The sequence below is a fragment of the Phyllobacterium sp. P5_D12 genome (assembly GCF_054049495.1).
In genome coordinates, this window is the sequence record NZ_JBFUMG010000103.1 from 1 (window position 1) to 11310 (window position 11310).

Below are 11310 nucleotides of genomic sequence, written 5' to 3' on the forward strand. Positions count from 1 at the left end.
GCCCGGTGATATCGTGCTCGCCTTCGTCTTCGGCGTGATTGGTTACCTCTTGATCCGTTTCGACTATCCGCGGCTGCCGCTGGTCATCGCATTGGTGCTCGGCGAACTTGCCGAACGCAGCTTCGCGCAGGCGATGATGATCTCGGGCGGCAGCTGGTCGATCTTCGTGACACGGCCGATTTCCGCGCTGCTGTTTGCCCTGATCGTCATGGCTTTGACCTATCCAATGATACGCACGCTCTTGCAGCGGCGCCATTCAGTCGAGGAAGTATCATGAGCGCTCCACGAAAGAGCTTTTCGGCGCTTGCCGAGAATTTTGGCCCGCCGCTGGTGTTTCTTGCGGTTACGCTGATATTCATTGTCGCGGCCTATGGCTATCCTCCGGCTTCGCGAGAGGTCCCGCTTCTCATCGGTTATGTCCTGATCGTCTTGATTGCGCTGGATATACTTTCGCGGACCTCCACCTCGACCGGAGAATTGGTCCGGCGCTATCTCAATCCGGCAAGCGGATTGCCGGGCGTTCCGAAGGCGGCAGGCGACGAAGGCGAAGAACATCCTTCAGGGCAAAAGGACCTATTGGCCGTCGGTTGGGTCGCTGCATTTACAGCCGCCGTCATGATAGTCGGCATTCTCCCTGCTGTGCCGGCCTATGTCGCATCTTACATGATTGTCGAGGGCCGCAAGAGCGTCAAGTTCAGCATCCTGATCGCAGCTTCGATCGCACTGTTCCTTTGGCTCAGCTTCGAGATGATCCTTTCCATCCCCCTTTACCGTGGCATGCTCTTCGAATGATGCGGATGAAATCCAGGAGTTATGAATGACCATTAACCAGCAACCCCAGTCTGGAAGCGTTGAGCAGAAATTGCGCGAAGAGGTGGCCGCTTGTACGCTCATCCTCAATAGCCTCGACATCCTTGGCTATAGCGGCCATGTCAGTGCGCGGTTGCCGGACGGAAAGCATTTGTTGATCCAGTCGTTCGATCAGAGCCGTGCTTCGCTGCGGCCCGATGACCTGTTGATCTGCGATCTCGATGGTGTCGTAGTGGCCGGTCCGGAAGGTATTCGCGCCCCGGCTGAAGTTTACCTCCACACTGAGATACTTCGCGCCCGGCCGGACGTTCAGGCCGTTGCGCATTTCCACGATGACCTCGCCACAACGTTCACGATTGTGAAGAACAAACCGCTCCTCCCGGCCAAGAACCATGCGATCCGCTGGGCGAGCGGTATTCCCGTTCACCCGGATCCAAGTCACGTGAGCGATGCCACCCTTGGCCGGGCGCTCGCGGAGACGCTGGGACAAAGGCAGGCGCTGCAGATCAGGGCCCATGGTCAGGTGATTGTCGCGGAATCGGTCAAGCATCTCTTGATCGATTCGATCCATTTCGTTGAGAACGCCAGAGCATTGTACGACGCCCACATGTTGGGAGAGGTTGAACCGCTTACGGCCGGCGAACTGGAGGACTTTGGACGTACGTTCAATCGGGACAGACATGTCCACAAGCTCTGGAAATATTACGCGGGAAGAGCTGTCGATTCGGGTGTCGTTGCCGCTGACTGGTCTTACGCAGCACCCTGATCGGAGTGATCAGTCCTAACTGACGATGTTGAAACCGTCAGCCGGCTGGTCGCTGTCGACAGCTTCGCTGGTGACGCTTGAAACGGACGCCTCTGGCGGCCCCTCCCTGAAGCGTTGCAGCATTGTGGACACAGCTCGTTCCGGTCCGGCGATGCGGGCCGTAACCGAGCCGTCACTGCCATTGCGCACCCAGCCGCTCAGGCCAAGCTTTTGTGCCTCCGCCTGCGTCCAGAAGCGAAAACCTACGCCCTGCACCCTTCCGCGGATGTGAACCATCAATGCTTTGGGTTCGGTCGTCATCGCCGCCTCCATCAACTGTCCGCGCTATTGTCTTTAACGCATCATGGCCAGAGCGGTTGCAAAAAAGCCCTTGCCCCCAAAGTTCCCTGATTTGAGGGCCATGAGCATATCTCCCTGCGCACTCCCGACTGTGCGCAGGACTGGCACGCCCGGTGCAATTTCAGGCCCGATAAGAAATGCCGGAATGGCAAGCCGGTCCACCACTGCGCCTGAGGTTTCGCCGCCCGCGACCACCAGACGCCGTACGCCCCTTGCCACGAGTTCGGCCGCGATAGTCGACGTTGCTGCCTCGATCGCATGGCCCGATGCCTCACGTCCGTACCGCGACTGGAGCCTGGAAACCGTTTCCGGTGACGCACTTGCCGCGATAACGACGGGACCAGCTGAAATGCGCTCGCCAGCCCAGCTAAGAGCCGCGGCTATTTCGTCTGAACCTGCAATCAGCTTTTCGCTGTCGAGCTTCAGAACGGGCATGGACCGCTCGGCAATTTCCAGCTGCTCGAGCGTCGCCCGGGAGCAGCTGCCGGCAACAATGGCGGCCAGTCCACCGACAGGACGCATGGCACCATCTGTCGTTCCCGTCTGCAATGGCACCTGACCGGATTTTACAAGAGCGCGGGCAAGTCCGAGCCCCAGGCCGGATGCTCCGGTTGAGACTCCCATTTCAACCGCGACATCACCGAGTGTTTCGAGATCGCGTTCAACGATTGCGTCGGCGATTGCTGTGGTGAAGCCCTGCATGCGTAAGCTGTCGAGACGCGCCTTCACAGCCGCCGGCCCGCCTGCGACCGTCGTCAGATCGACGAGGCCCACGGTACCCTGCGACTGCCTTGCCATGACGCGTACCAGATTGGCATCGTGCATCGGATTGAGAGGATGATCTTTCAGGGGGCTTTCGTTCAGCGGTTGTCCGTTAACGAAGAGGTGGCCGAAATAGACCGTGCGCCCTGTCTCCGGAAAGGCAGGCGTTACAAGAACTACCCCCCCTCCTGCAATATCGCCGAGTGCTTCAGTGACCGGACCGATATTGCCGGCATCGGTGGAGTCGAATGTCGAGCAGATCTTGTAAAGGACGTGTTTGGCACCTCTGCCGTGCAGCCATTGATAGGCCGCTGACGCAGATGACACAGCATCCGCTGCAGCTACTGAGCGGATCTTCAGCGCGACCACGACTGCATCCACATCGGGCAGGTCCAACGCGGCGTCGGGTATGCCTACGGTCTGGATCGTACGCAGGCCGTTCTTCGTCAGCGTATTGGCGAGATCGGACGCCCCCGTGTAATCATCCGCGATTGATCCAAGCAAGATAGCCAACGTCTACCTCCGTCTAAAGGGTTCGAACCATTTCAGGCCGTCCAGGGTTCCGGCTCTGGGGACGTACTCGCACCCGATGAACCCGCCATAGCCAAGCCGGTCGATTTCATCGAATAGATAAGGATAGTTCAGCTCTTCACCATCTGGCTCGTGGCGCGAGGGAACGCTGGCAATCTGGATATGTCCGACGATAGGCATGAGGCGGCGCAAGGCCATGGCCACATCGCCGTGCATGATCTGACGATGATAGATATCGAACTGCAGTTTCAGGTTCGGCAGGCCGAGTTCTGTAATGAGCTCTTCGGCTGCGCTGAAATCATTGAGGTAATATCCTGGCATGTTTCGCCCATTGATCGGCTCGAGCAACAGGTCGATACCAGCTTCGGCAAGCTGGCCGGCTGTATAGGTGACCGAGCCCCGGTAACAGGATGCGGCCGTCTCGTCATGGGGATCTGCAATCCCGGCCATCAGGTGCAGCCGCTTTACGCCGGTCGCCGATGCGTATTCGAGCGCCCGTTTCACATCCGCCTTCAAGGCATCGAACCGTCCGGGCAGCGCAGCTATACCGCGCTCACCCGCGGCCCAATCACCTGGAGGGAGGTTAAACAGTGCTTGCTGAAGATTGTTGCGGACGAGCCTCTCGGAGATCGCTTCTGGCGGAAACTCATAGGGAAAGAGATATTCAACCGCGGTAAAACCGGCATCGGCAGCAGCGGCGAAGCGATCGAGGAACGGCCACTCGTTAAACATCATCGACAGGTTGGCGGCAAATACCGGCATCAACGCTTTCCTTCTCAACCCTTGGGTTTCGCATCCGGCAGCCTTGCACCGGACAGGCTGGCATATATCCGTGCAAGAGACGCGTCATCATCGTGACCCATGCCGGCACCGGAGGCAGCCAGATACATTTGCAAAGCCGCAGCTACGAGCGGCACCGGATAACGCTCTGCCCGTGCCATATCCTGGACGATGCCAAGATCCTTGACAAAAATCTCGACCGTGCTGAGGGGTGTATAGTCGCCTGCCAGCACATGGGGCACGCGATTTTCGAACATCCAGGAGTTACCTGCGGAAGCAGTAATCACTTCGTATACCTTGTCGAGGTCGAGCCCCTGCTTTGCAGCGAAGGTAATAGCCTCGCAAGCGGCGGCAATGTGCACACCGGCAAGAAGCTGGTTGACCATCTTGAAGGCCGCACCGGCTCCGGCTGCATCGCCGAGTTCGTAGACTTTGCCCGCCATGGCATCAAGAGCCGGGCGGGCAAGCTCGAAGGCCTGCCTGGAGCCTGACGCCATGATCGTCAGCTGGCCGCTCGCCGCTTTTGCTGCGCCTCCGGATATCGGGGCATCCAGATAATGAAGGCCGAGAGCCTCGACACGTTGCGCAAGATCTCGTGCGACAGCAGGATCCATCGTCGCGGACGAGATGAACACGGCGCCGGGTTTCATTGTGGTGGCGATGCCGTTTGGCCCGAATAATATGGCCTCGGTCTGCGCACCGTTTACGACCACGGACACAACAATATCGGCACCTTTGGCGGCGCCGGCTGCTGTGGCGACGCCACGCCCGCCATCCGCTATGAACCGATCGACTGCCGCGGGTGCAATGTCACAGCCAATCACGTCAATGCCGGCACTGTTCATGGATTTCGCCATTCCCATCCCCATCGAACCCAGCCCGATTACCGCCGCCACAACGGCATTTTGGCGAACCGCATTGGTCTCTGACATAAACATATCCTCCGGTCTGGTGGTTATCCGAGTGGCGTACCACGGGATCCAACGATCGCTCCTGAAGTGATAAACCACGGATGGCAGCGCTGCCAACCATAAAATGGTAGCGCTGCCAAAAAAACTTTACTAGGGAAGTAGCTGAGGCAAAATGCTTTCTGTCGACCGCGCGTTGGAAAGAATAGAAGAGGGATGGGTACCTCCAGAAATCAGACGGCAGTGACGCTTGCGCAGGTTGCCGAGGCGGCCGGCGTTGGAGAAAGCACGGTTTCGCGCGTCTTAAGAAACCATGGCTCTTATTCCGGCAAGACAAGGGATCGTGTCATGACAGCCGTTGAGCGGCTCGGTTATGTGCCGAACCGCATCGCTGGTACGCTGGCCTCTACCGGGTCTCGCCTCGTCGCCTTTGTCATACCGTCGCTGTCCAATATCGTTTTCGCCGATGTTTTGAGAGGCGCGGGCGCAACGCTGGAGGAAAATCAATATCAGGCGGTTTTTGCTGTCACTGATTATGATCCCGCAAGGGAGGAGGCGCGGGTTGCTTCGATGCTCGCCTGGCGGCCTGCGGCAGTGATGCTGGCAGGCTATGAACATACCGAGCGCAGCATCAAGATGCTGCGCGCCGCCAATTGCCGGGTCGTGGAAATGCTCGATGTGGATGGCACCGCGCTGGACCTTGCCGTTGGCTTCTCGAATCGCGCAGCCGGCCGTGCAAGCGCCGAGTTTCTGTTGAAGCGCGGTTATCGCCGGATCGGTTATGTCGGCCATGACCTCGACCGCGATACGCGTGCTGGCAAACGCTATTCAAGTTTCTGCGAGACATTGGATGCGAATGGCGTACCGCTTGCAGATCGGGAAATTTACCGGGAGGCGTCGTCTGTCGAACATGGACGTTTCGGTCTCGATCTTCTGCTGGCCAGAACCCCTGACCTCGACGCCGTCTACTTTTCCAATGATGACATGGCGCTCGGTGGCTATTTCCACTGTTTGGCACGAGGAATTGTCATCCCGTCCCAACTGGCAATTTTTGGCTATAATGGCCTTGATCTCGGGCGGGTTATGCCGCAAGCCCTGTCGACGATACGCACACCGCGCGTCGCGACCGGACAAATGGCGGCAAAGCTCATCGTGGACAACGCACCGTCACAGGTTATCGATCTTGGTTTTGAGTTGATCGAAGGTGCAACTGCCTGACACCGGAKGATTCGAATGTCTGATGCACGCCTGCGTGAGGAAATCTGMCGATACGGGCGTTCGCTGTTCGAGCGGGGGCTGACACCCGGGTCGTCGGGCAACATATCGTTGCGGCTTGATGATGGTGGTTGGCTGGTGACCCCGACGAATGCCTCGCTCGGCTTTCTGGACCCGGCGCGGCTTTCTCGTCTCGATGCTGCCGGTATGTTGGTTTCGGGCGACAAGCCCACCAAGGAAATTCCGCTGCACAGCGCCCTTTACGAGACGCGCGGCAGTGCGCGCGCGGTCGTCCATCTTCATTCAACGCATGCTGTTGCCCTGACAATGCTGCCGGWGATCGATCCACGCGCCGCGCTGCCGCCGATGACGCCCTATTATCTCTTGCGCGCCGGTCAGACCGCCCTCGTGCCCTATTACCGGCCCGGCGATCCTGCAGTTGCCGACGCGATCCGCGGACTTGCGGGCAAATACTCCTCCGTGCTTCTGGCCAATCATGGGCCGGTGGTGGCCGGCGACAGTCTTGAAGCTGCTATCTTTGCCACCGAAGAGCTGGAAGAGACAGCGAAGCTTTATCTCCTCCTCCGAAACCTCAATCCGCGCTACCTCAGCCCCGCCCAGGTTGCAGATCTCGTTACGACTTTCGGCCTCGATCTCCCCGCTCACGACGATCACGATCACAAGTGAGTGCAAGCTCCGGCTGGAACTTCGGCTAAGCCGCCGCGTTCCTGTCACGATGATCGTAAATTTGTGCAAGGGGCAGGCATGACGAAACACCAGGACAACTTGAAACAGGATAATCCTGTGCCAGTTGCACATGGCGCCCCTTCATTGCCGTCGGTAACAGTCGACGGCTACAATTTGAAGCTGCGCGACAAGGATGGTTTCATTGGCGACAAGGCCAGTAAATCGGCATTCCAGCAGAAACTAGACGATTGGCGCAAACGTATCAAAAACGKCGGCGATGATCCGCTTGGGGACACTCCGACAAAGGACCTGTCGAAAAAAGAGATCGATGCGTTGGTGCAGGGAAAGGACAAGGAAGCGGCGGCCCTCGTTCTCGGCGCAGTCGATGATTTCGCCGGCGAACTTGCCCAGGTGCTTGCCCGTTTCCTGAAGGAGAAGAGCTGGAAGGGCACTGAACGCGTCGTCGTCGGCGGCGGCATGAGAGAAAGCGCTTTCGGGGAATTGGCCATTGCCCGGGCGATGGTGCTCTTGAAATCGGATGGCTTGAAAATCGAGCTTTTGCCGATCGCGCACCATCCGGATGAAGCCGGACTTATCGGTGCAGTACAACTCATGCCCGCCTGGATGCTTGAGGGTCACGATTCGCTGATAGCCGTTGACATCGGCGGCACCAACATTCGCGCTGGTGTTGTCGAAACACGCCGCAAGGATAAAGCCGATCTGTCGAAAGCCAGAGTTTGGAAATCGGAACTTTGGCGCCACGCCGATGACGAGCCGAATCGCACTGCAGCCGTAGAGCATATCGTGGGCGTTGTGGAACGTCTTATCGCCAGAGCGCAAAGGGCTAATCTTATGCCAGCACCGGTCATTGGCATTGCATGTCCAGGTACGATCATGCCGGACGGTTCCATCGCGAATGGCGGCCAAAATCTTCCCGGCGGGAATTGGGAGAGCAAGAATTTCAATCTTCCGGCGGCTCTCGTTGAAGCCGTTCCGAAAATCGGCGATCACCCAACCTTTGTCATCATGCATAATGATGCCGTGGTGCAGGGGCTCTCACAGGTTCCGTTCATGCGGGACGTTGAGCGTTGGGGGGTCGTGACCATAGGTACAGGCCTCGGAAACGCCCGTTTTACCAACAAGGAGTGACCAGATGAGCACAGTGGGGTGCGAATTGCGGAACAGCACTGGGAGAGCCTTTTCATGCCTTCAAAATGTCCCAATGGCGCTGAACTGTGCGGCTGTCTGCTACTGCGCCCTCACATATCTGATGACCTATACAGCTAGCTGAATTTGTCGGCTGAACGACCGATTGCGGTGCACCGGTCATACTAAAAGGAGAAAATTATGAAAAAGATTCTTGCGATGGCACTCACGGCAGCGTCGCTAACTCTCGCGGGCACGATGGCTGCCAAGGCGGCGGACACCATCCGGACCTATGAGGAACCGGATCTGCGCAGCGGTGTGAAGATCGGCTACCTCGATTGCACTATTGGCGGCGGCATTGGTTATGTGCTTGGCTCGGCCAAGGAGATTGAATGCGATTTCCGCTCCAGCCTTAGCGGCGAACGTTCGGACCACTACAGCGGCGCAATCAAGAAGCTCGGCGTTGACGTTGGCTTCACCACACGCAGCCGGCTTATCTGGGCCGTGTTCGCACCGACAGCCGGCTACCATCATGGCTCGCTCGGCGGCATCTATCGCGGCGCTACGGCGGAAGCGACAGTCGGCGCCGGTATCGGCACCAACGTGCTGTTTGGCGGCACGGCAGGCTCGATCCATCTTCAGGCCATCAGTGTGACGGGCCAGATTGGTCTTAATCTTGCCGCCACCGGCACGTCGATGACGCTCGCCTCGGCGAACTGACGGCATTGTTTTATAGCTCCCTTTCGCCCCGGCGGAAGGGAGCAAGTCTCTAGGCGCGCCGAACGCCGATAGGTGAAGGCGTCATTTTCACGATTTGGATAATCCGGGGGGATTCTGGTGAAAACAGTCGTCCAACTTTCGTTGCTGGCTGCCTGTTGCGCCTTGTTACCCGAAATTGCACATGCCGAGTGGCAAGCAGTCGAAAAAGTAGAGAGCTACGCGGTTTCAGGAGAATCCGGCGCTGAGCTTTACGCATCGATTGGGGAGAGGGGACCGAGAGCCGGTGACAACGGGAGCGCCATTGCGCATACGAATTTCCGCCTGACATGGTCGAGGAAATATGAGAATCAGGGCAATGCCTGCACGCTCGTCTCCGCAAAGCCCAAACTTGTAATCACCTACACTGTACCGAAGCCTGCTGGAAAGCTGCCGGACGCCGTCGCCAGAAACTGGGAGACCTTTATCACCGGGATCCGCCGTCATGAGGCGGTGCACGGCGAAATGATCCGCGAGATGGTAAAATCAATCGAGACTGCAACAGTCGGCTTGTCTGTGTCCCATGACCCCAAATGCACCAAGATCAGAGCGGAGATGACGAAGCGTCTTTCCGAACTTTCTCAAACCCAGCGTCAGCACAGCCGTGATTTTGACCGAACTGAACTCAGTGAAGGCGGAAATATCCACCAGCTCATCCTTGCATTGGTGAACGGGGCCTAGGCAAGCGGGCGTGGGGGTGCTTGAGCACCGGATTTGTATTCTTGAAGGATGAAAACTGATGAACCTGAAACTTCTGGCTCCGATCCTGGCTGCGTTCGTTTCTATCACAGCAGCAAGCTCTGTTGGCGCAGCGGAGAATCAACGGGATGACGTCGAAGTCTGGGTAAATGACGCCGTGCAGCCGGTCATGAGCCAGTACGATATTCCAGGCATGGCTGTCGGGGTCGTTCTTGATGAGAAATCTTATATTTTCTACTATGGGAGAATGGCGAAGGAAGGCAGCAAGCCGATAACGGACAAAACGCTGTTCGAGATCGGTTCAATCAGCAAGACGTTCACCGCCACGCTGGCTACCTACGCACAAGCCAACGGAGATCTCGCCTTGACCGAGCCGGCAGGCAAGTACGTTCCAGCCCTGCAAGGCAGCCCCTTTGGCGATGTGGAAATTCTGCATCTGGCGACGCACACGCCGGGAGGCTTTCCGCTGCAAGTACCGGACAACGTCACGAACGAACGGCAGATGCTTAAATATTTCAAGGAATGGCAGCCGGCTTACCTGCCCGGCACACACCGGACCTATGCCAACCCCAGTATTGGCATGCTCGGCTACATAACGGCGCACAGCATGAAAGGGGATTTCCCTACGCTGGTCGAACAGAAGCTGTTTCGACCGATGGGCATGGCCAACAGCTATATCAACGTCCCGAGGGACAGGATGGCGGATTATGCGCAAGGGTACACGAAAGCGGGCAAGCCCGTGCGCATGAGCAATGCGGTCCTGTCATCGGAGGCTTATGGTGTGCGAACGACGGCCGCTGACTTGGTCCAGTTCCTCAAGGCAAACATGAACCTCGTGTCCCTGGATGAGAAGCTGGCGCGCGCAATAAGCGACACGCATGCAGGTTATTTCAGGGTAGGCGAGATGACCCAGGACCTCGTATGGGAGCAATATGACTATCCGGTCGCGCTTCCCACGCTGCTTGAGGGTAATTCTCAGAGAACGTCAAGGCCAGCGCCTCCCGTCAAGCGGATAAGTCCTCCAATGTCACCGCGTCAGGACGTCCTCATCAACAAGACGGGATCGACAAATGGGTTCGGCGCCTATGTCGCTTTCGTACCAGAGAAGCGGATGGGCATCGTCATCCTGGCCAACAGGTTCTACCCCAACGAAGACCGGGTGAAGATCGTTCACCAGCTTTTCGCCCGCTTCGACAGTGACGGTGCGAGTCATGAGCCAGCTCCCGTCGAATAAGACGTCCTCTCTGCGCATCATTTTGGGGCGGCTAATGCGGTCCACAGCGGTGCAATCGAACCAAACAGCAACGCCCCAGGGCCGTTCCCGGAGGCGTTGTCCAGATGGGAGGAAGCCGGTGTATCTAGTTTAGATGGTCCCACCGATAATACGGTTCGCCGAATAACTGACCATTCACCTTCTCGATTTTCCCCATCAATGGCCGATACTCTCCCATCGGGATCACACCATCCCTGTTGACGGCGATTGCGTCTTTACGGATCGAAGACAGTTCGGCCTTGAGACCATGGGCCTCGGCGGGTGTCATCAACCTTTGGCTGCGTTCTTGAGAAATCCGCGTGTCCGCATTGTTAACGTCGGTAAGAATGGAATTGAGCTGGCCACTTGGTACATACCGGGTAGGGCCGGGCGCCGCGAAGGCCATTGTAAGGGGAGCGGAGGTGAGAAGTGCGGCAAGAGCCGCTTTCAGAATAGTTGAGCGCATTTTGCGTCTCCGGTTTTCATGGAGCGACAGGTCGCTCCATCGTCAGCCACCCGTCTCGATCCGTCGGGTCGCGATGTGATCATCGCCGGCGGTTCCCGGGTAGCTGGCCAAGGGTAGATCTTGCAGGGGCCGGAAAAAACTAGCCATAGGTATTGACGGAGGCAAACTTGAGTATGACAGCGTTGCATAGCCG

General features: G+C 57.8%; 13 protein-coding genes and 1 pseudogene. 9 read left to right on the forward strand and 5 right to left on the reverse strand.

Annotated elements, in window-relative coordinates; translation table 11 throughout:
- The 3 genes and pseudogenes from ACXJ5O_RS09550 to ACXJ5O_RS09560 form a co-directional block, all read left to right on the forward strand.
- Nucleotides 1-277: pseudogene (locus tag ACXJ5O_RS09550) on the forward strand (tripartite tricarboxylate transporter permease); the annotation flags it as partial.
- Entirely contained in the window at nucleotides 274-792 is a 519-nt protein-coding gene (locus ACXJ5O_RS09555) for a tripartite tricarboxylate transporter TctB family protein (RefSeq protein ID WP_457299678.1), read from the forward strand. The pseudogene ACXJ5O_RS09550 and the gene ACXJ5O_RS09555, both read left to right, overlap by 4 nt.
- Before the next feature lie 25 nt (nucleotides 793-817).
- The gene (locus ACXJ5O_RS09560; protein ID WP_457299679.1) at nucleotides 818-1576 is read left to right on the forward strand and encodes a class II aldolase/adducin family protein; all 759 of its coding nucleotides are present in this window, start codon (nucleotides 818-820) and stop codon (nucleotides 1574-1576) included.
- Nucleotides 1577-1591: 15 nt separating this feature from the next.
- Here the strand turns inward: ACXJ5O_RS09560 and ACXJ5O_RS09565 are convergent, their stop codons facing one another.
- The 4 genes from ACXJ5O_RS09565 to ltnD are packed head-to-tail and all read right to left on the reverse strand — an operon-like array spanning nucleotide 1592 to nucleotide 4920.
- Nucleotides 1592-1876 (reverse strand): acylphosphatase, encoded by a 285-nt coding sequence (locus tag ACXJ5O_RS09565; protein ID WP_457299680.1) that lies wholly within the window; start codon nucleotides 1874-1876, stop codon nucleotides 1592-1594.
- A gap of 33 nt (nucleotides 1877-1909) precedes the next feature.
- The gene (gene otnK, locus ACXJ5O_RS09570; protein ID WP_457299681.1) at nucleotides 1910-3190 is read right to left on the reverse strand and encodes a 3-oxo-tetronate kinase; all 1281 of its coding nucleotides are present in this window, start codon (nucleotides 3188-3190) and stop codon (nucleotides 1910-1912) included.
- A gap of 3 nt (nucleotides 3191-3193) precedes the next feature.
- On the reverse strand, nucleotides 3194-3970 hold the full coding sequence (gene otnI, locus ACXJ5O_RS09575; protein ID WP_457299682.1) for a 2-oxo-tetronate isomerase: 777 nt from the start codon (nucleotides 3968-3970) through the stop codon (nucleotides 3194-3196).
- Between the two features lie 14 nt (nucleotides 3971-3984).
- Nucleotides 3985-4920, reverse strand: a complete 936-nt coding sequence (gene ltnD, locus ACXJ5O_RS09580) for an L-threonate dehydrogenase (RefSeq protein ID WP_457299683.1) — start codon at nucleotides 4918-4920, stop codon at nucleotides 3985-3987.
- 192 nt (nucleotides 4921-5112) lie between these two features.
- Between ltnD and ACXJ5O_RS09585 the strand changes: the two genes are divergently transcribed.
- From ACXJ5O_RS09585 to ampC, 6 genes are all read left to right on the forward strand, one after another.
- Nucleotides 5113-6114, forward strand: a complete 1002-nt coding sequence (locus tag ACXJ5O_RS09585) for a LacI family DNA-binding transcriptional regulator (RefSeq protein ID WP_457299684.1) — start codon at nucleotides 5113-5115, stop codon at nucleotides 6112-6114.
- Nucleotides 6115-6129: 15 nt separating this feature from the next.
- A complete protein-coding gene (gene otnC, locus ACXJ5O_RS09590) occupies nucleotides 6130-6798 on the forward strand; it encodes a 3-oxo-tetronate 4-phosphate decarboxylase (protein WP_457299685.1) in 669 nt (222 codons plus the stop codon).
- Between the two features lie 78 nt (nucleotides 6799-6876).
- Nucleotides 6877-7947: an ROK family protein gene (locus tag ACXJ5O_RS09595; protein WP_457299686.1), complete on the forward strand. Its 1071-nt coding sequence runs from the start codon at nucleotides 6877-6879 to the stop codon at nucleotides 7945-7947.
- 198 nt (nucleotides 7948-8145) lie between these two features.
- Nucleotides 8146-8664: a DUF992 domain-containing protein gene (locus ACXJ5O_RS09600; RefSeq protein WP_271899052.1), complete on the forward strand. Its 519-nt coding sequence runs from the start codon at nucleotides 8146-8148 to the stop codon at nucleotides 8662-8664.
- A gap of 117 nt (nucleotides 8665-8781) precedes the next feature.
- Nucleotides 8782-9381 (forward strand): DUF922 domain-containing Zn-dependent protease, encoded by a 600-nt coding sequence (locus tag ACXJ5O_RS09605; RefSeq protein ID WP_457299687.1) that lies wholly within the window; start codon nucleotides 8782-8784, stop codon nucleotides 9379-9381.
- Nucleotides 9382-9439: 58 nt separating this feature from the next.
- The gene (ampC, locus tag ACXJ5O_RS09610; protein WP_457299688.1) at nucleotides 9440-10633 is read left to right on the forward strand and encodes a class C beta-lactamase; all 1194 of its coding nucleotides are present in this window, start codon (nucleotides 9440-9442) and stop codon (nucleotides 10631-10633) included.
- 124 nt (nucleotides 10634-10757) lie between these two features.
- Here the strand turns inward: ampC and ACXJ5O_RS09615 are convergent, their stop codons facing one another.
- Complete coding sequence (locus tag ACXJ5O_RS09615; protein WP_310074679.1) at nucleotides 10758-11117, reverse strand: hypothetical protein; 360 nt, start codon at nucleotides 11115-11117, stop codon at nucleotides 10758-10760.
- Nucleotides 11118-11310 lie beyond the last annotated feature (193 nt).

Excerpts from the sequence above, each read along its gene's own strand:
- otnI (WP_457299682.1), bottom strand. The coding sequence starts at position 3,970 with ATGCCGGTATTTGCCGCCAACCTGTCGATGATGTTTAACGAGTGGCCG.
- ampC (WP_457299688.1), top strand. The coding sequence starts at position 9,440 with ATGAACCTGAAACTTCTGGCTCCGATCCTGGCTGCGTTCGTTTCTATC.
- ACXJ5O_RS09565 (WP_457299680.1), bottom strand. The coding sequence starts at position 1,876 with ATGACGACCGAACCCAAAGCATTGATGGTTCACATCCGCGGAAGGGTG.
- ACXJ5O_RS09600 (WP_271899052.1), top strand. The coding sequence starts at position 8,146 with ATGAAAAAGATTCTTGCGATGGCACTCACGGCAGCGTCGCTAACTCTC.
- ltnD (WP_457299683.1), bottom strand. The coding sequence starts at position 4,920 with ATGTCAGAGACCAATGCGGTTCGCCAAAATGCCGTTGTGGCGGCGGTA.
- ACXJ5O_RS09615 (WP_310074679.1), bottom strand. The coding sequence starts at position 11,117 with ATGCGCTCAACTATTCTGAAAGCGGCTCTTGCCGCACTTCTCACCTCC.
- ACXJ5O_RS09585 (WP_457299684.1), top strand. The coding sequence starts at position 5,113 with ATGGGTACCTCCAGAAATCAGACGGCAGTGACGCTTGCGCAGGTTGCC.
- ACXJ5O_RS09555 (WP_457299678.1), top strand. The coding sequence starts at position 274 with ATGAGCGCTCCACGAAAGAGCTTTTCGGCGCTTGCCGAGAATTTTGGC.
- ACXJ5O_RS09560 (WP_457299679.1), top strand. The coding sequence starts at position 818 with ATGACCATTAACCAGCAACCCCAGTCTGGAAGCGTTGAGCAGAAATTG.